Raw genomic sequence first — 22,738 nt, 5'->3', positions numbered from 1 at the left:
GTCAGTCAGCGGGCGCGTTCACGCCCCTCCCCTGTCATCACCGGGCTCGGCCCCTCGGTGGGCGCCGTTGTCATCGCCAGGCTCGTTGCCACTGTGCATGCCATGGTCATCACCGGGTTCACCTGCACTATGCACCCCATGATCGTCGCCTGGTTCATTTGCGCTGTGTACGCCGTGATCATCACCGGGTTCGGAGTGAGTGCCCGAGCGCCCGGAGGATGAGGACGACGAATGCCCCGAGGCGCCGTCACCGCCGTGGCTACTGCCTTCGCCACCATGACCACTGCCGCTGCCACCACTGCCACCACTGCCGTGACCGCCGCCACTACCACTTCCCCCACCATGACCACCGCCACCGCCGCTACCGCCGCCATGACCACCTCCACCGCCACCGCCACCACTGCCGCCACCGTGACCACCACCACCACCACCACCACCACCACCACCACCACCTTCCTTGGCGTACACCGATGAAAACCCGGCGACTGTGTCAGGTATGAACACGGTTGACGCGGACAGAACAGCGCCAATCGCCAGAGCCAAAACAGACCTAGAGATACGCATATGAACCTCCACTTTGACGCACTGATGTAAGAACCGCAGAAAGGTCTTGAGCAAGGGACGGGCCAACAATCAGAAACCGGAATGCCCTCATGAGCGGCGCGCAACTGCACGACTGGAATCAGGTCGACCATAACCAGGGATGTAAACGTGAAGATGAAAATTCAAACCTGACTGAGTATCCTGACCGGCGGCACCACGTTGCCAACCAGCGTCAGGTAACAGCGCCTGACGACGTTTTGAGAGGTAAGAATGGGCACCAGGAAATCAACCAGCGAAATGAAGCGCGACCTGAAAGCGGTTGCGTCAAATCTGGAGCGAACCGCAGGGGAAATCAGCAAGCTTGCCGAGCGGATCAAAGATGTCGATGTGGTGGCAGTCCTCCACTTGATGAACCGCCTGTACAAGGACTCCGACAAGCTGAAGGCCTACGCAGACGAGATCAAGGAAGGCCGAATCGTGCGGGGCAAACCTGAGTAAACGACTCGACAGTCATCATTTTTTGAATCAAACATGGCGCATGCCTGCAGACACCCACGGAGAACTCCATGCTTGGCGTAACGGACTACAGCGCTTTTGTCATCGCCTTCATCATCCTGCTGGCCATCCCAGGCCCCGGAAATTTCGCCTTGATCACATCGACCGGCAAGGGTGGGATAAAAGGCGGGCTCGCGGCCACTTTCGGCGTCATTTTCGGTGACCAGGTGTTGTTGTGGCTGGCAGTCGCTGGCGTTGCGGCACTGCTGAACACCTACCCGGCGGCCTTCCATCTGGTGCAATGGCTCGGTGCAGCCTACCTGGCCTGGCTGGGCGCGCGGATGCTGCTGGCAAAACCGGGCACAGCCCCTCTGCGACAGATGAAGCCCAACAGTTACCTGCGCCAAACCCTGATGATCACGTTGCTCAACCCCAAGGCCATCGTCTTCTACATGGCGTTTTTTCCATTGTTCGTCGATCCGGTGCGCCACCAAGGGCTGGTGACGTTTGCCTTCATGGCCGTAACAATCGCCGTGCTCACGTTTCTGTATGGCCTGATAGCGGTGCTGCTCACTCACTTTCTGGCCGAGCGCTTGCGGGCAAGCCCGAAGGTATCCACGGCACTGGAAAAACTGGCAGGTGCATGCCTGTTGGGATTTGGCATCAAACTGGCCGTGCTTCGCTGAAACGCTGATAACCCATCCGTTGAGTCCACTTCCGATGCCGAGACGGTAAGCGGAGGCACTCGCCTGCACAAGCGACCTGCATCGGCCGTCCCGGCACCTGACACCCTCATAAAAAAAGCCGCCAGCGATCAAGCTGGCGGCTAACCATAGCGCATTATGAAGAAAGTGCCGTAGCCACCGAGGGACCTCTCCCAAGTGACGGGAAGAGTATCCACCCAGCACTCGCACAGTGCTTGTCCCTGCGTGCCAACAAAATTGCGGCACAGTGCCATCTTCATCCATCAAAAACGTAGATATTTTTAATTTTTAGCGATACTTTTAACCGCTTGGCGACCTGGCTTACTGATCTGTCGCCGCCATGTCCACGTCCTGCCAGCCACACAAGGTGGCACGCCTGTCTCGCCAGAGCGTCGGCAGGTTACACATTATAAAAAGCCTCGCTGCGTGCACTTCACACCATCAGGGTCTTAGTCGGAGACTAAACGCCGTGCTGCAAAACCTGAAATTCAGCCACAAGATCCTGATCGCCGCCTCATTGGTGGTGATCGCCATTCTCTCGCTGTTCTCGGTTTACAACGATGTTCGCCAAGGCGCCTACATCGAGAACGAACTGCGTGGCGATCTGCAAAACAATGGAACGCTCACCGCACAGAACATCCAGAGCTGGCTCTCCGGGCGCGTCGCCCTGCTTGAGTCGATGCAGCAAAGCATCGAGCGCGACCTGAGTGATGACTCAATCATGGCCGCAATGTCGTTGAAAGCCATTCGTCAGGCATTCGAACTGGCCTATATCGGCACCCAGGCAGATGGCCGTTTCATGGCCAACAAGCCGACGGACCTGGGCAAAGACTACGATCCACGGGTCCGCCCTTGGTACAAGGAGGCCGAGACTGCTGGCCAGGCCATTCTGACCAACCCCTACATGGATCTGGTGAGCAATGAGCTGGTCATGTCGATTACCGCACCGGTGCGGCACGCCGGGAGCCTGGCCGGCATCGCAGGTGTTGACCTCAGCCTGAAGACCATGACGGAGATGATCAATGCCCTCGACTTCAATGGCACCGGCTACGCCTTCCTGGTCAGCAGGGACGGTACAATTCTCGTCCATCAGGACCGCAAACTGGTCATGAAATCCCTGAAGGATCTGTACCCGAACCATACCCCGGGAATCGACCAGCGATTCGCCGAAGCTGAAGAGAATGGCAAACCCCGAATCGTCAGCTTCACACCGATCAAGGGCCTGCCCTCGGTCGATTGGTACATTGGCCTGTCAATCGACAAAGACATGGCTTACAGCCAACAGCGAGAGTTTCGCGCCAGTGCGCTGATTGCCAGCATCATCGCCGTCGTGGTGATCATTGCCTTGCTCGGCATGCTGATCCAGATCCTGATGAAACCCCTGAACAACCTTTCCCGGGCAATGGAGAACATTGCTGAAGGCGAAGGCGACCTGACCCGGCGTATCGACGTGCAATCGCGCGATGAGTTTGGCCAACTGGCCATCGCCTTCAACCGCTTCGTTGAACGCATCCATGGGTCTATCCGCGAAGTGGCGTCTACCACGGCGCAGGTCAACAATGTCGTCAAGCAAGTGATCCGATCGTCAGAATCGTCGATGGCCAGTTCCGACGAACAAAGCCAACGCACCAACAGTGTCGCCGCGGCCATCAACGAACTGGGCGCCGCGGCCCAGGAAATTGCGCGCAACGCTGCGGATGCCTCACGCCAGGCGTCGGGCGCCAGCCTGCAAGCGGAAGACGGTGGACAGGTCGTGGCCCGAACCCTCAAGGCCATGAGCGAGTTGTCCTCGAAGATCAGTACCTCGTGCCTCAACATCGAGACCCTGAACAACCGCACTGTCGACATCGGCCGAATCCTTGAGGTAATCAAGGGCATTTCCGAGCAAACCAATTTGCTCGCACTCAACGCGGCCATCGAAGCTGCACGGGCGGGCGAGGCAGGTCGAGGCTTTGCCGTGGTCGCTGACGAAGTGCGCAGCCTGGCGCATCGCACCCAGGAGTCCGCGCAGGAAATCCAGACGATGATTCAAGAGTTGCAGGTCGGTGCGCGTGAGGCCGTGGCCACCATGACCGAAAGCCAGCAACACAGCGAGGAAAGCGTGTCGATTGCCAATCAGGCCGGCGAACACCTGAATGGCGTGACGGGTCGCATCGTGGAAATCGATGGAATGAACCAGTCTGTCGCGGCCGCTACAGAGGAACAGACCTCGGTGATTGAGTCACTCAATGTCGACATCATCGAGATCAACAGCCTCAACCAGCAAGGTGTGGCCAACCTCAATGCAACGTTGAAAGCCTGCACTGCACTCGACGAACAGGCCGAACGCCTGAAGAGCCTGGTGGACAGCTTCCGTATCTGATCGAAAGGGGCGCCTGTGCGCCCCTGCATCACTGTCCGAACGCGTCAGGAAACCGGGGCAAGCGATACGGCCTTGCCCAATCCCTCACGCTGCATCACTTCAAGAATGATCGGCACGGGCGACATGAGGTGATGACGCATCATGGTCGTGGCGCGCTCCGTGTCACGCGCCAGGATCGCTTCGACCAGCGCAGCATGCTCCTTGCGCTTGATCTCCAACGCCTCCTCCGAGAACACCGTCTGGGTCAACCACAGATGGCGGTAGCGCTCTGCCTGATCGAACAGGTAGGTGCGCACCTGCAGCAAGTGCTTGGAACCGCAGCCTGCGGCGATGGCGCTATGAAAAGCCTTGTGCCGCATGTCCCAGACATCGAGGACTTTTTCGCGGGTTTGTACATCCATCACTTTGGACAAGGTATGGGACTGGGCCACGACCTGCGCTTCCCACGCATCATCGCCGCGCTCGATGGCGAGCCCCACGATCATGGCTTCAAGGTTCGCGCGAGCATCATAAATATCCTGAAGCTCTTGCAGCGACATGGACGCAACCCGATAGCCCTTCTGGCTGATGACCACCACCAGATGCTCTGCTACGAGCTGCGACAGCGCTTCGCGTAGCGGGCCGACGCCCAGGTCGTAGCGCTCCTTGAGCCCGCTCATGAGCAGCTTTTCACCCGGCTTGAATACGCCGCGAATGATGTCGTGCTTAAGCCGCTCGTACCCACTGAATGCAGAGTTATGCCTGGGGGCGAGGCTTTCCAAGGTACTGCTCCTGAACTCAAAAAAATCAATCATACCCAAACCGCTTCCAGCGGAAAAACATTAGACAAAAAGATTTTCTGTCGCCCAAATTGAAAAATGTAGACATTTTTAATTTGTAGCGATATTTTACTCCTGCCTGATCCAGATCATTGCTGGAAGACGACTTTTACTACCTCTGCCAGGAGCCTCCATGAACGCCTTCACTCACATTCAAGACCCCGTTATGCCGCTTCCGGTAGAGACCAAGGGCTTTACCGTCAGCCCGTCGAAGCAGTCTCCGCGCCTGCTGGAACTGACCTTCACCAAGGAAATCGTCGACGCCTTTGTCAGCGCTGTTGCCCAATGGCCGGTACAGGCGCTGGAGTACAAGTCGTTCCTGCGCTTCCGCGTTGGCCAGATCCTCGACGAACTGTGTGAAGGCACACTGCGCCCCGTACTGCTGAACACCATTCTGGATCGTGCTACTGGCGGCATGCTGGTAACGCCACAAGGTCTGTGTGACGTGACCCAGGCCGACGACATGGTGAAATTCTCCTCGGCCATCGCGCACCTGATCGGTCGCTCGAACTTCGACGCCATGAGCGGTCAGTTCTATGCACGCTTCGTGGTGGTCAACACTGACAACTCCGACAGCTACCTGCGTCAGCCTCACCGTGTAATGGAACTGCACAACGACGGCACCTTCGTCAAAGAGCACACCGACTACGTGCTGATGATGAAGATCGACGAGCAGAACATGGTCGGTGGCAACACCCTGCTGCTGCACCTGGACGACTGGGAAGAAATCGACAGCTACTTCTCCCACCCACTGGCACGCCGTGAGATGCGTTTCACCGCACCACCGAGCAAAAACGTGCGTGAAGATGTCTTCCACCCAGTGTTTGACAATGACGACCAAGGCCGCCCAACCATGCGCTACATCGACCAGTTCGTGCAGCCGCAGGACTTCGAGGAAGGTATCTGGCTGAACGCCATGTCCGAGTCGATCGAAGGCAGCCAGAAGAAGCTTTCGGTACCGGTACCGGTTGGCAGCTTCGTGCTGGTCAACAACATGTTCTGGCTGCACGGTCGTGATCGCTTCACCCCGCACCCGGAACTGCGTCGCGAGCTGATGCGTCAGCGCGGCTACATCAGCTATCAGAAAACCCTGTACAAGCGCGGCCAGTAATGCGCCCAACACGCTGAAGCGACGAGGCCACCACTGGGTGGCCTTCGTCGTATCTCAAAACAACCTTATTCAGGTGGGTGCAGGCTAATGGCTATGTACGACTTCATTATCATCGGTGGCGGCATCGTGGGCATGTCCACGGCCATGCAACTGATCCAGGTTTACCCCGACGCAAAAATCCTGTTGCTGGAAAAAGAATCCGGCCCGGCCAAACACCAGACCGGCCATAACAGTGGCGTGATTCATGCCGGCGTCTATTACACCCCCGGCAGCCTGAAAGCACGTTTCTGCCTGGAAGGTAACAAGGCCACCAAGGCGTTCTGCGACAAGCACGGCATCCGCTATGACGAGTGCGGCAAGCTGTTGGTGGCAACCAACGAGCTGGAAATGCAGCGCATGAGTGCACTGTGGGACCGCACCGAAGCCAACGGTTTGAAACGCGAATGGCTGAGCGCTGAGGAACTGCACGAGCGCGAGCCGAACATTGTCGGCCTGGGCGGCATCTTCGTACCGTCGAGCGGCATCGTGAACTACGCACAAGTAACCGCCGCCATGGGACGCGAGTTCGAAGCTGCCGGTGGCGAAATTCGCTACAACAGTGAAGTGAACGGCATCGACGAGCGCGCCGATGAAGTGCTGGTACGCACAGGTGACCGCGAGTACCACGGACGCTTCCTGATCACCTGCTCGGGCCTGATGGCTGACCGTGTGGTGCGCATGCTGGGGGTCAAGCCGAACTTCATCATCTGCCCGTTCCGTGGTGAGTACTACCTGCTGCCCAAGCAGCACAACCAGATCGTCAATCACCTGATCTATCCGATCCCGGATCCGTCCATGCCGTTCCTTGGCGTCCACCTGACCCGCATGATCGATGGCACCGTTACCGTCGGGCCGAACGCGGTGCTGGCGATGAAACGCGAAGGTTATCGCAAGACCGACATCTCGATTTCCGACCTGTTCGAAACCCTGACGACCCCGGGCATTCTCAAGGTTCTGATGAAGAACCTGCGCCCTGGCCTGATCGAGATGAAGAACTCGATGTTCAAGGGTGGTTACCTGAAGGAAGTACAGAAGTACTGCCCGAGCATCGTCAAGAGCGACCTCACCGCCTACCCGGCCGGTGTGCGCGCGCAGGCCGTTTCGCTGGATGGCAAGTTGATCGACGACTTCCTGTTCGTCAACACCAAACGCAGCATCAGCGTGTGTAACGCCCCTTCCCCTGCCGCGACCTCGGCCATCCCTATCGGCGCCCATATCGTCGACAAGGTACGTGAACAGCTTGCCAGTCAGGGCGCCAGCTTCGTCAAGCCCGCCACCACCGCCCGGCCTGCCGTGGCAGCGGCATCCGCCGCGACCAAGTAACGAGGAACTCAACGTGCAACTCAACGATTTGAAACTGTTTCGCCAACACGCCTACATCGACGGTGCCTGGGTCGAGGCCGACAACGGCCAGACCATTACGGTCACCAACCCGGCCACTGGCGAAACGATCGGTACCGTGCCGAAGATGGGCGCGGCCGAAACCCGTCGCGCCATCGAAGCCGCGGACCGTGCGCTGCCGGCCTGGCGTGCATTGACTGCCAAGGAACGTGCGGTCAAGTTGCGTAAATGGTTTGAATTGATGATGGCCAACCAGGAAGACCTGGCTCGCCTGATGACCCTGGAACAGGGTAAACCACTGACCGAATCGAAAGGCGAGATCGCCTACGCCGCATCGTTCCTGGAATGGTTCGGCGAAGAAGCCAAGCGTATCTACGGCGATATGATCCCAGGGCATCAGGTCGACAAGCGCCTGATGGTCCTCAAGCAGCCTATCGGTGTAACGGCGGCGATCACCCCGTGGAACTTCCCTTCCGCCATGATCACCCGCAAAGCCGGCCCGGCACTGGCCGCCGGTTGCACCATGGTGCTCAAGCCTGCGTCCCAGACCCCCTACTCGGCACTGGCCCTGGCCGAACTGGCCGAGCGTGCCGGCATCCCGAAAGGCGTGTTCAGTGTCGTGACGGGCAGCGCGGGTGAAGTCGGCGGCGAGCTGACCGGCAACCCGATCGTGCGCAAGGTGACCTTCACCGGTTCGACTGAAATCGGTCGCCAACTGATGGTCGAGTGCGCCAAGGACATCAAGAAAGTCTCCCTGGAACTGGGCGGCAACGCGCCCTTCATCGTCTTTGACGATGCCGACCTGGACGCGGCTGTCGACGGTGCGCTGATCTCCAAATACCGCAACAACGGCCAGACCTGCGTCTGCGCCAACCGCCTGTACATTCAGGACGGTGTCTACGATGCCTTCGTTGAAAAACTCACGGCAGCCGTCGCCAAGCTCAACATCGGCAACGGCCTGGAAAATGGCATCACCACTGGCCCGCTGATCGACGCCAAGGCCCTGGCCAAAGTCCAGGAACACATCGACGACGCCGTGAGCAAAGGCGCTCGCGTCGTTGCAGGCGGCAAGCCCCATGCACTGGGCGGCACCTTCTTCGAACCGACCATTCTGGTCGACGTACCGCGTAATGCCGCGGTAGCCAAGGAAGAGACCTTCGGCCCACTGGCGCCGCTGTTCCGCTTCAAGGATGAGGCCGAGGTCATTGCCATGGCGAACGATACCGAGTTCGGCCTGGCCTCCTACTTCTATGCCCGCGACCTGAGCCGAGTGTTCCGTGTGGGCGAAGCCCTGGAATACGGCATCGTCGGGATCAACACCGGCATCATCTCCAATGAAGTGGCCCCGTTCGGCGGCATCAAGGCTTCGGGGTTGGGCCGTGAAGGTTCCAAGTACGGCATCGAGGACTACCTGGAAATCAAGTACCTCTGCATCGGTATCTGAACCTTTCCTTTCTACATCGGACAAGACCGCAACCCGTTGCGGTCCATGAGGTAATAATGAGCGACACCAACCAATCGCTGCAGCAACGTCGTCTGGACGCCATCCCACGTGGCGTCGGTCAGATCCACCAGATCTTCGCCGAGCGCGCAGAAAACGCCACTGTCTGGGATGTCGAAGGCCGTGAGTACCTCGACTTCGCAGGCGGCATTGCCGTTCTGAACACCGGCCACCTGCACCCGAAAGTCATGGCTGCCGTGCAAGCACAGCAAGCCAAGCTGACCCACACCTGCTTCCACGTGTTCGCCTACAAGCCGTACGTTGAACTGTGCGAGAAGCTCAACACACTGGTTCCCGGCAACTTCGCGAAGAAGACCCTGCTGGTCACCACCGGTGCCGAAGCCGTCGAAAACGCCATCAAGATCGCCCGTGCTGCCACCGGCCGTACCGGTGTCATCGCCTTCACCGGCGCCTACCATGGCCGCACCCACTACACCCTGTCGCTGACCGGCAAGGTCGTGCCGTACTCCGCGGGCATGGGCCTGATGCCAGGCGGCATCTTCCGCGCTCAGTACCCGAATGAACTGCACGGTATCTCTACCGACGAGGCCATCGCCAGCATCGAGCGCATCTTCAAGAACGATGCCCAGCCGAGCGATATCGCCGCGATCATTCTGGAGCCGGTACAGGGTGAAGGCGGTTTCAACGTCGCGCCAAAAGCCTTCATGCAGCGTCTGCGCGCCCTGTGCGACGAGCACGGCATCGTCCTGATCGCTGACGAAGTACAAACCGGGGCCGGTCGTACCGGTACCTTCTTCGCCATGGAACAGATGGGCGTCGCCGCCGATCTGACCACCTTCGCCAAATCCATCGCCGGTGGTTTCCCACTGGCGGGCGTAGCGGGCAAAGCCGAAATCATGGACGCCGTTGCCCCGGGCGGCCTGGGCGGCACCTATGCCGGCAGCCCGGTGTCGTGCGCCGCAGCACTGGCGGTCATCGAAGCCTTCGAGCAAGAGCACCTGCTTGACCGTGCCAAGGCCGTGGGCGAGATCCTCGGTACCGGCCTGCGCAAGATCGCTGAGCAGCATGCCAGCATTCTTGAAGTGCGGACCCTCGGCGCCATGGTTGCCGTGGAGCTGTGCGAAGGTGGCGACGTACACAAGCCGGCCGCTGAACTGACCGGCAAGATCGTTGCCCTCGCTCGTGAGAAAGGTCTGATCCTGCTGTCGTGCGGTACTTACTACAACGTCCTGCGCATCCTGGTACCACTGACCGTCAGCGACGAGGACCTTGCCCGCGGTCTGACGATCATCGGTGAGTGCTTCAACGAATTGGCGTAAGACCTCCTCCTGTCGTTGCCCTCGTGAACATGCAGCACCATGGCGCCCGCAATACGCGTGCCGCGAGCGCCATGGGTTCACGTGGGCAACGACATCGCGTTAGAAAGGTAAGACCATGAACAACAAACATAAGAACAACTTGAGTCACGGGCTTAAATCCCGTCATGTCACCATGCTCTCGATTGCCGGGGTGATTGGCGCCGGGCTGTTCGTCGGCTCTGGGCGTGCGATTGCCGAGGCGGGTCCAGGGGCCGTCCTGGCCTATGTCTTTGCCGGCATTCTGGTCATGCTGGTGATGCGCATGCTCGCCGAAATGGCCGTTGCGTCACCGGATACCGGTTCGTTTTCCACCTACGCAGACCGCGCCATCGGCAAATGGGCGGGGTTCAGTATCGGCTGGTTGTACTGGTGGTTCTGGGTATTGATCATTCCGATCGAAGCCAACATCGCCGCCACCATCATTAACACCTGGATGCCCGAGTGGGACATCTGGGTACTGTCCTTGATCATCACCCTGGTATTGACCGCAACCAACCTGGCCAGCGTGAAAAACTATGGTGAGTTCGAGTTCTGGCTGGCACTGGTCAAGGTGCTCGCCATCGTCGGTTTCATCACGTTGGGCGCCTGCGCCATTTTCGGGCTGCTGCCCGATGCCCCGGTCAGCGGCGTTTCGCGCCTGTGGGACAATGGCGGTTTCATGCCTAACGGCTTTGGCGCAGTCATCAGTGCCATGCTGATCACCATGTTCTCGTTCCTCGGCGCCGAGGTGGTTACCATTGCTGCCGCCGAGTCCGACGCTGCCGAGAAGCAGATCTCCCGGGCCACCAATTCGGTGATCTGGCGGATTACGCTGTTCTATATCCTCTCGATCTTCATCGTCGTCGCCCTGGTACCCTGGAACGATCCGCGTCTGGCCTCCCAAGGCTCCTACGTCACCGTACTGGAAATCCTGGGTGTTCCGCACGCCAAGCTGCTGATCGACGTGGTCGTCCTGACGTCGGTGACCAGTTGCCTGAACTCCTCGCTGTACACCGCCTCGCGCATGCTCTTCTCGCTCAGCAAACGCGGTGAAGCCCCGGTCTGCGCCCGTTACACCAACAGCATCGGCACACCGATCTATGCCGTGTTGCTGTCTACCGGCGCGGCGTTCCTGACGGTCATTGCCAACTACCTGGTACCGTCCAAGGTATTCGGCTTCCTGATGGCAAGCTCCGGCACCATTGCCCTGCTGGTCTACCTGGTCATCGCCATCTCGCAGCTGCGTATGCGCAAGAAGCTGATCGCCGAAGGCAAGACGCTCAACTACCGCATGTGGCTTTTCCCGTGGCTGACCTGGGGTGTGATCCTGTTCATCAGCGCCGTGCTCATCGTGATGCTGTTCCGTCCCGATCATCAGCTTGAAGTCATCTCGACCGGCGTATTGAGCCTGTTGGTGGTCTGCTCGGGCTTGCTGGTCAGCCGTCGCCATGCCAAAGCCAAGGCCTTGGCGACCGCACAAGGTGGCATCCCTGTCGCGCTTGGGCGCTGACAGCTCCATTTACCTATTTGATGAGTGTTGACGAATGAGCAAGCAAGCGCTGTCGTTGGCTGAAAAAGATGTCCAACATCAACTGCACCCCTACACCGATGCCCGCATGCACGAAGAGCTTGGCCCGCTGATCATTGAGCGCGGCGAAGGCATCTATGTGTATGACGACCAGGGTAAGCAATACATCGAGGCCATGTCCGGCCTGTGGAGTGCTGCCCTGGGGTTCAATAACGAACGCCTGATCAAGGCGGCCGAGCAACAATTGCGCACGTTGCCGTTCTACCACTTGTTCAGCCACAAGGCCCATGCCCCCAGCATCGAGCTGGCGGACAAGCTGATCGAAATGGCGCCGGTCCCCATGAGCAAGGTGTTCTTCACCAACTCGGGCTCCGAAGCCAACGATACCGTGGTCAAGCTGATCTGGTATCGCAACAACGCCATTGGCAAACCGGCCAAGAAGAAGTTCATCAGCCGCCTCAACGGCTACCACGGCATCACCATCGTCAGCGCCAGCCTGACCGGCTTGCCAGCCAACCAGCGCGGCTTCGATGTGCCGTTGCCGGGCTTCTTCCACGTCGGTGCACCGCATCATTATCGCCATGCGCTGCCAGGTGAAACCGAAGAGCAATTTGCCGACCGTCTCGCTGCCGAGCTGGAAAGCCTGATCCTGCGTGAAGGCCCGGAAACCGTCGCAGCCTTCTATGGCGAGCCTTTGATGGGTGCCGGCGGCGTCATTGTGCCGCCACGCACCTACTGGGAAAAAATCCAGGCCGTCTGCCGCAAATATGACGTGCTGGTGGTCGCAGACGAGGTGATCTGCGGGTTCGGTCGTACCGGCAACCTGTTCGGCAGCCAGACCTTCGGCATCAAACCGGACGTGATGGTGTTGTCCAAGCAGCTGTCTTCGTCCTACCAACCGATCTCGGCGATCCTGATCAACGATGCGCTGTACCAGGGCATTGCTGACCAAAGCCATTCGCTGGGCACCCTTGGCCATGGCTTTACCGCCAGCGGCCATCCGGTGGCAGCAGCAGTTGCGCTGGAAAACGTGAAGATCATCGAAGAAGAAAACCTGGTCGAGCATGCTGCGGCCATGGGCGCGATTCTTCATGAGGGGTTGAATCAATTCGCCGACCACCCACGGGTGGGCGAGATCCGTGGCCGTGGCCTGATTGCGGCGGTCGAACTGGTTGCCGACCGCGAGCACAAGACCCCGTTCGAGGTCACCGGCAAACTGGGACGTTTCCTCGCCGGTCGCGCCCAGGCGCATGGCATGATCACCCGCAATATGGGTGACGCGATTGCCTTCTGCCCGCCGTTGATCTCCAGCGAAGCGGAAATCCGCCTGATCGTCGAACGCTTTGCCCGCTCGCTTGACGAGACCGAGCATTGGTTCAAGGCCAACCGCTAGGTCACTGTCATACGCCAGGAAGGCACGTGAACGACAAGCCCCCGCTTTTTAGCGGGGGTTTGTTTTTCGATGCTCAATCCCACAGCGACCCGCGCAGAACACTGCATGTTCTGTAGAAGCAGGCTTGCCTGCGATGGCATCGGCACGGTGCCAGTAACTGCGCGGTGCCCGCAATCGTTGGCAAGCCAACTCCCACGGGGATCAGCGCAGAACACCGCTTTTCTGTGGGAGCTGGCTTGCCTGCGATAGCATCCACTCGGTGTCAGTGAATACGCCACGCCAACGCTCCACAGGGTCTCAATGCACGGCCCCACAAAAGACAGTGCAGCCACGCGCAATTATCGGGCGGATGAGCCTTTTTATAATCACGACTCTTCATACAACAATAAAGAGAAGAGCCATGGCCACACCCATCCCCAAACAGGTCGACAGTACCGACTGCACAGCCTTTGCCGTTCCCGACACGCACCGCCTCAGTAGGCTCTCGCTAACGATGGCCTGGTGGGGCATCTGCAGCGCAATGTTCTGGCTAGTGGTCTCTGCCACACTGGCCATGACCTTCGGCACCCAACAGGCCATTATCGGTCTGGTGTTATCGGTCATTACCTATGCCGCGATCAACGCCGTCATTTCCCGCTATGCAATGAAGACCGGGCTTTCGGTAGCGCTCTTTTCCCGGGTGTTGTTCGGGCGAACCGGTGCAACCCTTGCCACATTGATTTTCTTCGCCACGGCAATCTACTACAGCGTCTTCGAAGGTTCGGTCATTGCCATTGCCATCCATGACTACGTGTCGTCGATGTCACTGAATCAGGCCTACCTGCTGGTGGTGCTGTACAGCGTGCCGTTGATATTCGGCAGCGTGCAGAACTGGATGGACAAGCTCAACGGGGTGCTGCTGCCGTTTTACCTGATCGGCCTGGTTGCGCTGGTCGTCATGACCATCGCCGAATACGGCTACAGCTCGGCATGGTTGCACATGGGGCCGGCAAGCGGCCCGGTGGAAAACGGCTGGTGGCAGTGTTTCAGCTACTTCATGGGCGTGTGGATCCTGATGATGTACACCTGGGACTATGCCCGGTTCGGTCGTAAACAGGATGCCTCCTTCCACAGCCGATTCAACTTCGGCCTGCCGTTCTACACCTTTACCTTTCTCATCAACGGCCTGGTAGGGATCTTTATTGCCGGAACAATTCCCACGCCAGGCGGGCTGACAGAGGTTTCGGTGGTGAAGGCGATCGTCGAGCTGATGGGGGTGTGGGGCCTGATTTTCGTCTGGGTAAGTCAAACCCGTATCAACTCGGCCAACTTCTTCCTGGCGGCGACCAACATGCAAGCCTTCTTTGGCCGCCTGGGCTTGGCCAGGGTGCCTTACATCGCCTGGGCCGTCGCCGTGGGTGCAGTGGTCTACGCACTGATGCGCTTGAACGTGTTCGACTACATCCTGCAGGCGTTGGCCTACCAGAGCATCTTTGTCGTGGCATGGGTGGCGATTGCACTGGCGCATATTTTCTCGCCCAAGTACCACCAGTTGTTCGACGGTAAGATCGAGTATGAACTGGAACGTGTCAGCGCCATCAACCCATGCGGCCTTGGCGCCTGGTTCTTCGCCGCCGGGATTGGGATTCTCTTGCTCAATTCGGGCAGCACCACGCTCTCCACCTGCTCTGCACCGGTGACGTTCATCAGTGCCTTTGCGGCCTATTGGCTGTTGCTCAACAGTGCCAAGCGTAGCTGGTTCGTGCGACCGCACTGTTCCTGACCGCCACGTCACGCCTTCCCCTTTCAGCACCTGAAAGCGCTTTACCTCCCCGAGCCGCGGGATGACTGCGGTTCGGCTTTTTTACGCGCCTAAAACAACAATAAGACCCAAGGACATACACATGCGTTCAGTGAACTATCGCACGGTGACGGCTGCAGTTTTTGCACAACTGGTGACGCTGTACGGCGCTCCTGCCTTTGCCGTGGCCATCAATGAAAACCTGGACATTGGCGGCGCCATCCGTGCTCGCGTTGACTACGACCCGGATCAAGACCTGGAAAAAATCAGTTTCGATACGTTTTTCCTGACGGCCACCTACACCTCCAGCAGTTGGATTGGCGCTGCGAAATACCGCTTCTACGGAGATGCCTATCCCTTTTCGTACACAGACAGCATCGGCGACATCTCTTTCCCTGAATATGCCTGGCTGGGCTACAAGTTCAACGACTCGCAGCAGGTCCAGGTCGGCCTGAACCACATTCCGTTTGGCTTGCAGCCCTACTTTGGCAGCCCCTTCTTTGAGTCGCTGGGCAATGTGATCGGGTTGGAGGACATTCAGGACCTGGGCATCAAGTACATCCAGAGCACCCCGGACTGGAACCTGCAGGCCGGCTATTACCTGCGTCCGATTGATCAAGGCCAGGGCACCAGCCGCGGTGGACGTACCTACTCGACCAGCGTCGCCAAGACCGACGCCTATGTGGCAGACGGCAGCAACAACCAGGAGCGCAACATTCTCGTCGGGCGCCTGGCCCGCAACCTGAAGCTCGGCAACTGGCAGTCTGAGCTCGGCGCATCGGTACTCACCTCGGAGCTGGAGAACCGCGACACCCATGACAGCGGTCGACGTAACGCCGTGGCTGTGCACTACCTGGGCAAGAACGGTCCGTGGGGCGTTCAACTGCAAGCCACACGACAGGACATGACGCCGAGAAACCCTGGTAACGATCAATACGTCACGTTCGGCAGCTATGACGCGACATTCAACGTTGCGGCAAAGGGTGACCTGTATGTGACCGACCTCAGCTATGACATCGCTGGAAACTACGGTTGGTTTTCGGGCATCAAGCTGTACGGCAACTACAGCCTCTTCGATAAGCGCGACAGTGCATTCCATGACTCCCAGCGTTTCATCCTTGGTACGTCGTTCTCACTCAAGGACCTCTGGATAGCGGTGGAGTGGCTGCACGGCAAGAACGATCCGTACATCGGAGGCAGCAGCTTTACCCAAAGCCTGGGCGCCGGCGGCAGCAATCAATGGGAGAACCAGCTTTACACCAACATCGGCTACTACTTCTAACCCCCCCGTACCAGTGCTCTCAGTATCAAAAAACAGTGCACGCGGCGACAAGCTTGCCGCCTCAAGGTACGCGTAGCTTTGTGTCGTGGGTCAGGCATCCGTCCTACCCCACCCAGATAACAACAAGATTCTTGGTGACCCATGAGTACAGTAGATCCGATCACCCTGGCCGTCGTGCGAGGCGCACTCGAAACCGCGCAGCGGGAAATGACCCTGACGCTGGAAAAAACCGGCCGTTCGAGTGTTTTCAACCTGGCACACGACTATTCCAACGCCCTCTTCGACCACCTGCCGGAAATGATCCTGCAAGGCCAGGACATTCCCATACACCTGGGGTCGCTGATCCCCGCGATGAAGTGCGTTGCCGGCTTCTTTGGCGATGACATCCTCGAAGGCGACGTGATCTATCACAACGACCCTGCCTACAACGGCAGTCATATTCTCGACTGCTGCATGTACAAGCCGGTTTTCTACAAAGGGGAACTGGTGTTCTGGACGGTCTGCAAAGGCCACCTGACCGACATCGGTGGCCCGGTGCCGGCCGGCTACAACCCGGACGCCAAGGAGATCTACGCCGAAGGCCTGCGCATTCCGCCCGTGAAGCTGTGGTCCAAAGGCCAGCGCCGCGAAGACGTCATCAACCTGTTGCTGACCAACATGCGCGCCCGGGCTTACCAGGAAGGTGATCTGAATGCTCAATACGGCGCCTGCAGTGTCGGCGAACGGCACTTGATCGAGCTGCTCGACCGTTACGGCGTGGAGCAGGTCCGCGCCTGTATCGCCGAGTTGAAAGACATGGCTGACCGCCATATGCGTGCCTTGCTGCGTGACGTTCCTGACGGTGTCTACAGCGGTACGGCGGTACTTGAGGACTCAGGCCATGGCCTGGGCCAGCTGTCGATCACCGCCCAGGTGGAAATTCGCGGCGACGAAGCCCACGTGTTGATCGAAAGCCCGCCACAGGTGCCTTACTTCATCAACTCCTATGCCGGCAACTCGGTCTCCGGGGTGTACCTGGGGTTGATGATGTTTGCCCAGGTGCCACCGCCCTACAACGAAGGGCTCTACCGCTGTGTCAGCGTCGACCTCGGGCCACCCGGCACCCTGTGCAACGCGCAGGAACCCGCCCCCCACGTCAACAGCACCACCACACCCATGGAAACCCTCGCCGACGCCGTGCGTCAGGCGCTCGAGCAAGCCGCACCGGAGCGCGTCACCGCCTCCTGGGGCCACGCCAGCGGCATCAACATTGCCGGGCACGACCCGCGTAACGGCAACGACGAGTACGTGACCATGGTGCTGGCCTCGATCATTTCCGGCGCCGGTGCAAACAAGGAAATGGATGGCTGGCCGGCCTGTGGCCCGCTGTGCTGCTTCGGGGCGCTGATGTCCGGTGATATTGAGCTGCTGGAGTACTCCTACCCGGTGTTGATCCATCGCTACAGCCTGATGACCGACAGCGGTGGCGCCGGTGAATTCAGAGGTGGCTCGGGCACGCGCATCGAAATCGAGCCGCTGAACCATGCCATGACCGTAGTGGGTTTCGGCGAAGGCCGACAGTTGCCAACCGCAGGTGCTGCCGGTGCGACCAACGTCTTGCTCGAACCCAAACTTGGCCGCCTGATCCACCGCAAGGTCGACGGCGAAGAGGCGCACTTTACCTACAACGCACTGCTGACCGCCCAACCGGGCGAACGGGTCATCAACGTCAACCCAGGCGGAGGGGGTTACGGCAACCCGATGCGCCGGCCTGTCGCGACGGTACTGAACGACGTGCTGAACGGCCTGGTGTCGCCTGAAGGTGCCCGCCTGGAATACGGCGTGGTGCTCGACAGCAACGGCAACCTCGACGAAGCCGCGACACACGCCATCCGCGCCGCACAGTGATTGATGCCCCGCCCCTTGAGCAATGCAGAGACTTTTACCATGACTAAGCAGCAATATCGCCTGGGCATCGACGCCGGCGGCACCTTCACCGACTTCATCCTCGCTGACCGCAGTGGCAACGTTCAGTTGTTCAAAGCCCCTTCGACGCCACAGGACGGCACCCTCGCCATCCGTAATGGCCTGGCGCAAATCGCTGACGCCATCGGCCGCACGCCGGCACAGATCATTGCCGACTGCGACCTGTGCATCAACGGCACCACCGTGGCCCTCAATGCCCTGATCGAAAAAACCGGCGTCAAGGTCGGCCTGCTGTGCACCGACGGCCATGAAGACAGCCTGGAGATCCGCCTGGGCCACAAGGAGGATGGCCATCGCTACGATGCCAGCTACCCGCCGGCGCACATGCTGGTACCGCGCCATCTACGCCGCCCTGTCGGTGGCCGCATCCTCAGTGATGGCAGCGAGTACAGCCCGCTTGACGAAGACGCCATCCGTGAAGCCATCGAGTACTTCCGCGAGCAGGACGTCAAGGCCGTGGCCATCTCGTTCGTCTGGTCGGTGCGCAACCCCAGCCATGAGCAACGTGCCGCAGCCATGGTCCGTGAAGCCCTGCCCCACGTGTTCGTGTGCACCGGCAACGAGGTATTCCCACAGATTCGTGAGTACACCCGGACCTCGACCACCGTGGTCAACGCCTACCTGAGCCCGGTCATGGGCCGCTACATCGAACGGATCGATGCGCTGTTCGAAGAGCTCGGCGCGCAACAACCCACCCGCTACTTCCAGTCCAACGGTGGCCTGGCGCCGGGTGTGGTAATGCGCGAACGTGCGGTCAATGCAATCAACTCCGGCCCGGCGTCCGCACCACAAGCCGGGCTGTGCGTGGCCGCGCCGTTCGGCATCGACAACGTGATCACCGTGGACATGGGCGGCACCTCGTTCGATATCACGCTGAGCAAGTCCGGGCGAACCAACTTCAGCAAAGACACCGACTTCCTGCGCTACCGTATTGGCGTACCGATGATCCAGGTCGAAACCCTCGGCGCCGGCGGCGGTTCGATTGCGTACCTGGACGACTTTGGCATGTTGCAGGTTGGCCCACGCAGTGCCGGCGCCAACCCTGGCCCGGTCTGTTATGGCAAAGGTGGCGTCGAACCGACCGTCACCGACGCCAACCTGGCGCTGGGCTATCTGGCCGATGGTGCCCTGCTGGGCGGCAGTATCCGCCTGAACCGACAAGCAGCGATTGATGCCATTCGCCACAAGATCGCCGAACCGCTGGGCATCAGCGTCGAGCGGGCGGCCATCGGCATCATCACCCTGGTCAACCTGAACATGGTCAGCGGCATTCGCCGGGTATCGGTCGAACGCGGTTACGACCCCCGTGACTTTGCCCTGATCGGCGCCGGTGGCGCAGCGGGCATGCACGTCATGCGCCTGGCCGAAGAGATCGGCAGCAAAGTGGTACTGATCCCTAAAGTCGCCTCGGGCCTGTGCGCATTCGGGCAGATCCTCTCGGACATCCGCTACGACCAACTGAGCACCTTGCCGATGCGCCTGGATGACGACCTGGTGAACCTGCCACTGCTCAACCAAACCCTGCGCAACCTGCGCGAACGCGGCCTGAACAACCTGCGCGACGATGGTTTCAGTGCGGGTAATGCGGTCGAGTGCCTGTACAACCTGGAGATTCGCTACCTGGGCCAGGTCCACGAATGCAGTGTCGAGCTGGACTGCGATCAACTGGACCTTGAGCGCCTTCAGGCCTTGCGCACGGCGTTCCATGAGCGACACAAGGCACTTTTCTCCTACAGCGAACCGGACAGCCCGGCAGAGCTGGTCAACCTGGAGTGCTCGGTGATCGCCCGCCTGCAACGGCCACCGATGCCGGAACTGCCGGTGCAGGCCAACCTTGATCCGGCCAGCCCGATCGCTCACCGGGCCATGCTCTTCGACGCGCAAGACGCCTGGCAGGAAACCCCTGTGTACAACGGTGATCGGCTGCAAGCCGGGCACACGGTCCAAGGCCCATGTGTGATCGAGGAAGCGACGACCAACATCGTCGTGCCACCGGGCTGGCAAGCCACCCTGGCGCCTTCTGCAACCTACCGGCTGACGCCCAGTGATTGACCTTAGGTAAGCATTGGCAAATTATGGCAAACCAACGGTGCCGGGGGCCTACCCCCGGCACCGTCCTCACAATAAAAAAGACACGAGGATCGGCCATGGCAATCACACTCAGCAGCCGCTATTGGCCCAACAGCGAACGCCAGGCACGTTGGGCAGCGGCGATTGGCAGCACCTACTTCCCGCTGTCCCTGAATTTCGATCCTGGCGCACGCTTCAGTGGCAGCCTGCAAGTCTGGGAAACCCAGAGCACCGCGTTGACCCTGTCACGGCTGCGCTCCACCCAACTGGGTTACTCGCGCAGCAAGGCCCAGGTCAGTGAAGACCGCGAAGCGTGCTACCTGGTCACGGTACCGCGCCGCAGTGAGGTGCACTTCGAACAGGACGGCCGCGTACTGCACTGCCAGCCTGGCGGGTTTATCTTCGAGCGCGGTGATGCGCCCTACCGCTTTCACTACGCCAGCGACAACGACCTGTGGGTGTTCAAGCTTCCCGAACGTGCCCTGCATGGTCAACTGCGCGGCGCCGAACGTTATACCCGCCTGTGCTTCGATGCCAAACGCGGGCTGGGGAGGATCTTCGTCGACCAACTGGCAATGTGTGCGGCACGCTTCGATGAATGCGACGATACCGCCCGCCATATGCTGCTGGAGCAAGCGCTCTCAACCTTGCTGATGGCACTACGCGATGACCAGCGGGTACTCAACAGTGAAAGCTCAAGCCTGGCGGCCTTGCATTTGCAGCGTATTGAACACTACGTTGAGCAACAGCTGGGCAACCCGGACCTCGCCCCACAGATGATCGCTGACGCCTGCAAGCTGTCGGTGCGCTATCTGCACAAACTGTTCACGGCCACCCCCTACAGCCTCAGCGAATGGATCCGTCTACGCCGTCTTGAAGCGGTGCACAGAGACCTGCACGACCCCTATTGCCACTTGTCCATCGGCGAACTGGCCATGCGTTGGGGCTTCAGCGATCAGGCTCAATTTGCCCGCAGCTTCCGCCAGCGCTTCGCTTGCACCGCCAAGGAAGTACGCGCCGCGGCAAGCGGGCACCCTCACTGAAAAGGCACTGAAACAGGCCACGCCGCCACCTGCTGGCGGCGGCATTGCCGCAGAAAACAAGGCCTGACCTGATCCGAACGGACGATTCGGACACAACCGGGGCGTCGGTATCGTAAACGGCGCCACGGCAGTGCTGCTGCGGCCCTGAAACACATCAACGAACGCCTGCCCGACTCATGCTGTCGGCACCACCCACCGCGATCTGATTCGCGATCCACGCGGGGCGGCACACTGCAGCCGTCACTGCCCGCTATCACGATGCACCGCCTTTGGAGAGCGCTATGAAAGTGCTGGTAAGCGTCAAACGAGTGGTCGATTACAACGTCAAGGTTCGCGTCAAGGCGGACAACTCCGGCGTCGACCTGACTAACGTGAAAATGGCCCTGAACCCCTTCTGCGAAATTGCCGTGGAAGAAGCCGTACGCCTGAAGGAAAAAGGCCTGGCGAGCGAGATCGTCGTCGTCACCATCGGCCCGAGCACGGCCCAGGAGCAACTGCGTACCGCGCTGGCGCTGGGCGCCGACCGCGCCGTCCTGGTCGAGGCCGACGAAGCGCTCAACGCCCTGGCCGTGGCCAAACTGCTCAAGGCCGTTGTCGATAAAGAACAGCCTCAGCTGGTGATCCTCGGCAAGCAGGCCATCGACAGCGACAACAACCAGACCGGCCAGATGCTGGCTGCGCTGAGCGGGTTCGCTCAGGGCACTTTCGCGTCCAAGCTTGAAGTCGCCGGTGACAAGGTCAACGTCACCCGTGAAATCGACGGTGGCCTGCAGACCGTTGCGCTGAACCTGCCCGCTATCGTCACCACCGACCTGCGCCTGAACGAGCCACGCTACGCGTCCTTGCCGAACATCATGAAGGCCAAGAAGAAGCCGCTTGAAACCGTTACCCCGAGCGCCTTGGGCGTTTCAACTGCCTCTACCCAACAGATCCTGCGCGTTGAAGCTCCCGCTAGCCGAAGCGCGGGTATCAAGGTCAAGTCGGTGGCTGAACTGGTCGAGAAACTGAAAACTGAAGCGAAGGTGATCTGATGGCTATTCTGGTTATTGCTGAAATCCTGCAGGGGCCGGAAAACGCTGCCGTTGCCCCGGCGACCCTGAACACCGTCGCCGCTGCCGCGAAAATCGGTGGTGATATCCACGTGCTGGTTGCCGGCCAAGGCGTTGGCGCGGTAGCGCAAGCCGCTGCAAACATCGCTGGCGTCAGCAAGGTGCTGATTGCCGACAACGCTGCTTACGCGCACCAGTTGCCAGAGAACGTTGCACTGCTGGTTGCCGAGATCGGCAAGGGCTATAGCCACGTGCTGGCACCTGCAACCTCCAACGGCAAGAACATCCTGCCGCGGGTCGCCGCGCTGCTGGACGTCGATCAGATCTCCGAGATCATCTCGGTTGAGTCGGCGGACACCTTCAAGCGTCCGATCTACGCCGGCAACGCCATTGCCACCGTGCAGTCGAGCGCTGCA

General features: G+C 59.8%; 17 protein-coding genes and 2 pseudogenes. 17 read left to right on the top strand and 2 right to left on the bottom strand.

What is annotated here, in order from left to right:
• Nucleotides 1-18: 18 nt before the first annotated feature.
• On the bottom strand, nt 19-564 hold the full coding sequence (locus tag IE038_RS21500) for a hypothetical protein (protein ID WP_189396256.1): 546 nt from the start codon (nt 562-564) through the stop codon (nt 19-21).
• Nucleotides 565-813: 249 nt separating this feature from the next.
• On the opposite strand from IE038_RS21500, the gene IE038_RS21495 reads away from it, so the two are divergent.
• From IE038_RS21495 to IE038_RS25425, 4 genes and pseudogenes are all read left to right on the top strand, one after another.
• Nucleotides 814-1,041 carry a hypothetical protein gene (locus tag IE038_RS21495; protein WP_163933058.1) on the top strand — a complete coding sequence of 76 codons (228 nt, stop codon included), beginning with the start codon at nt 814-816 and terminating at the stop codon, nt 1,039-1,041.
• 68 nt (nt 1,042-1,109) lie between these two features.
• The gene (locus IE038_RS21490; protein ID WP_163933059.1) at nt 1,110-1,724 is read left to right on the top strand and encodes a LysE family transporter; all 615 of its coding nucleotides are present in this window, start codon (nt 1,110-1,112) and stop codon (nt 1,722-1,724) included.
• A 358-nt stretch (nt 1,725-2,082) separates the two neighbouring features.
• Nucleotides 2,083-3,246, top strand: a pseudogene (locus IE038_RS25430) (HAMP domain-containing protein); the annotation flags it as partial.
• Nucleotides 3,247-3,339: 93 nt separating this feature from the next.
• Nucleotides 3,340-4,104 (top strand): methyl-accepting chemotaxis protein, encoded by a 765-nt coding sequence (locus tag IE038_RS25425; RefSeq protein ID WP_438810790.1) that lies wholly within the window; start codon nt 3,340-3,342, stop codon nt 4,102-4,104.
• A 44-nt stretch (nt 4,105-4,148) separates the two neighbouring features.
• Here the strand turns inward: IE038_RS25425 and csiR are convergent, their stop codons facing one another.
• Complete coding sequence (csiR, locus tag IE038_RS21480; RefSeq protein WP_229775714.1) at nt 4,149-4,865, bottom strand: DNA-binding transcriptional regulator CsiR; 717 nt, start codon at nt 4,863-4,865, stop codon at nt 4,149-4,151.
• A 190-nt stretch (nt 4,866-5,055) separates the two neighbouring features.
• Between csiR and glaH the strand changes: the two genes are divergently transcribed.
• From glaH to IE038_RS21415, 13 genes and pseudogenes are all read left to right on the top strand, one after another.
• Nucleotides 5,056-6,033 carry a glutarate dioxygenase GlaH gene (gene glaH / locus IE038_RS21475; RefSeq protein ID WP_163933061.1) on the top strand — a complete coding sequence of 326 codons (978 nt, stop codon included), beginning with the start codon at nt 5,056-5,058 and terminating at the stop codon, nt 6,031-6,033.
• Nucleotides 6,034-6,126: 93 nt separating this feature from the next.
• The gene (lhgD, locus tag IE038_RS21470) at nt 6,127-7,395 is read left to right on the top strand and encodes an L-2-hydroxyglutarate dehydrogenase (RefSeq protein WP_189396253.1); all 1,269 of its coding nucleotides are present in this window, start codon (nt 6,127-6,129) and stop codon (nt 7,393-7,395) included.
• Between the two features lie 13 nt (nt 7,396-7,408).
• Nucleotides 7,409-8,857: an NADP-dependent succinate-semialdehyde dehydrogenase gene (gene gabD / locus IE038_RS21465; RefSeq protein ID WP_099775119.1), complete on the top strand. Its 1,449-nt coding sequence runs from the start codon at nt 7,409-7,411 to the stop codon at nt 8,855-8,857.
• 56 nt (nt 8,858-8,913) lie between these two features.
• Complete coding sequence (gene gabT / locus IE038_RS21460) at nt 8,914-10,194, top strand: 4-aminobutyrate--2-oxoglutarate transaminase (RefSeq protein ID WP_189396252.1); 1,281 nt, start codon at nt 8,914-8,916, stop codon at nt 10,192-10,194.
• Between the two features lie 115 nt (nt 10,195-10,309).
• The gene (gene gabP, locus IE038_RS21455; RefSeq protein ID WP_189396251.1) at nt 10,310-11,722 is read left to right on the top strand and encodes a GABA permease; all 1,413 of its coding nucleotides are present in this window, start codon (nt 10,310-10,312) and stop codon (nt 11,720-11,722) included.
• A 34-nt stretch (nt 11,723-11,756) separates the two neighbouring features.
• Nucleotides 11,757-13,133: an aspartate aminotransferase family protein gene (locus IE038_RS21450; protein ID WP_189396250.1), complete on the top strand. Its 1,377-nt coding sequence runs from the start codon at nt 11,757-11,759 to the stop codon at nt 13,131-13,133.
• 400 nt (nt 13,134-13,533) lie between these two features.
• Nucleotides 13,534-14,895 (top strand): purine-cytosine permease family protein, encoded by a 1,362-nt coding sequence (locus IE038_RS21445; protein WP_189396249.1) that lies wholly within the window; start codon nt 13,534-13,536, stop codon nt 14,893-14,895.
• Between the two features lie 121 nt (nt 14,896-15,016).
• On the top strand, nt 15,017-16,195 hold the full coding sequence (locus IE038_RS21440) for a hypothetical protein (protein ID WP_229775713.1): 1,179 nt from the start codon (nt 15,017-15,019) through the stop codon (nt 16,193-16,195).
• Nucleotides 16,196-16,336: 141 nt separating this feature from the next.
• The gene (capB, locus tag IE038_RS21435; protein WP_189396248.1) at nt 16,337-18,082 is read left to right on the top strand and encodes a caprolactamase subunit beta; all 1,746 of its coding nucleotides are present in this window, start codon (nt 16,337-16,339) and stop codon (nt 18,080-18,082) included.
• A gap of 39 nt (nt 18,083-18,121) precedes the next feature.
• Entirely contained in the window at nt 18,122-20,212 is a 2,091-nt protein-coding gene (gene capA / locus IE038_RS21430; protein WP_189396247.1) for a caprolactamase subunit alpha, read from the top strand.
• A gap of 95 nt (nt 20,213-20,307) precedes the next feature.
• Complete coding sequence (locus IE038_RS21425; protein ID WP_189396246.1) at nt 20,308-21,273, top strand: AraC-like ligand-binding domain-containing protein; 966 nt, start codon at nt 20,308-20,310, stop codon at nt 21,271-21,273.
• A 281-nt stretch (nt 21,274-21,554) separates the two neighbouring features.
• A complete protein-coding gene (locus IE038_RS21420) occupies nt 21,555-22,304 on the top strand; it encodes an electron transfer flavoprotein subunit beta/FixA family protein (protein ID WP_189396245.1) in 750 nt (249 codons plus the stop codon).
• Nucleotides 22,304-22,738: pseudogene (locus IE038_RS21415) on the top strand (electron transfer flavoprotein subunit alpha/FixB family protein); the annotation flags it as partial. The gene IE038_RS21420 and the pseudogene IE038_RS21415, both read left to right, overlap by 1 nt.

Source organism: Pseudomonas laurentiana, assembly GCF_014648275.1.
Taxonomy (GTDB): domain Bacteria; phylum Pseudomonadota; class Gammaproteobacteria; order Pseudomonadales; family Pseudomonadaceae; genus Aquipseudomonas; species Aquipseudomonas laurentiana.
Note: the sequence above shows the minus strand (reverse complement) of the source record. Positions and strands in the feature narration are given on the sequence as shown.

Bases quoted from the DNA above. Each gene is read 5' to 3' on its own strand.
- IE038_RS21440 (WP_229775713.1), top strand. From the start codon at position 15,017: ATGCGTTCAGTGAACTATCGCACGGTGACGGCTGCAGTTTTTGCACAA.
- glaH (WP_163933061.1), top strand. From the start codon at position 5,056: ATGAACGCCTTCACTCACATTCAAGACCCCGTTATGCCGCTTCCGGTA.
- IE038_RS25425 (WP_438810790.1), top strand. From the start codon at position 3,340: ATGGCCAGTTCCGACGAACAAAGCCAACGCACCAACAGTGTCGCCGCG.
- IE038_RS21450 (WP_189396250.1), top strand. From the start codon at position 11,757: ATGAGCAAGCAAGCGCTGTCGTTGGCTGAAAAAGATGTCCAACATCAA.
- gabP (WP_189396251.1), top strand. From the start codon at position 10,310: ATGAACAACAAACATAAGAACAACTTGAGTCACGGGCTTAAATCCCGT.
- IE038_RS21425 (WP_189396246.1), top strand. From the start codon at position 20,308: ATGGCAATCACACTCAGCAGCCGCTATTGGCCCAACAGCGAACGCCAG.
- IE038_RS21500 (WP_189396256.1), bottom strand. From the start codon at position 564: ATGCGTATCTCTAGGTCTGTTTTGGCTCTGGCGATTGGCGCTGTTCTG.
- lhgD (WP_189396253.1), top strand. From the start codon at position 6,127: ATGTACGACTTCATTATCATCGGTGGCGGCATCGTGGGCATGTCCACG.
- IE038_RS21420 (WP_189396245.1), top strand. From the start codon at position 21,555: ATGAAAGTGCTGGTAAGCGTCAAACGAGTGGTCGATTACAACGTCAAG.
- IE038_RS21445 (WP_189396249.1), top strand. From the start codon at position 13,534: ATGGCCACACCCATCCCCAAACAGGTCGACAGTACCGACTGCACAGCC.
- IE038_RS21490 (WP_163933059.1), top strand. From the start codon at position 1,110: ATGCTTGGCGTAACGGACTACAGCGCTTTTGTCATCGCCTTCATCATC.
- capA (WP_189396247.1), top strand. From the start codon at position 18,122: ATGACTAAGCAGCAATATCGCCTGGGCATCGACGCCGGCGGCACCTTC.
- capB (WP_189396248.1), top strand. From the start codon at position 16,337: ATGAGTACAGTAGATCCGATCACCCTGGCCGTCGTGCGAGGCGCACTC.
- IE038_RS21495 (WP_163933058.1), top strand. From the start codon at position 814: ATGGGCACCAGGAAATCAACCAGCGAAATGAAGCGCGACCTGAAAGCG.
- gabT (WP_189396252.1), top strand. From the start codon at position 8,914: ATGAGCGACACCAACCAATCGCTGCAGCAACGTCGTCTGGACGCCATC.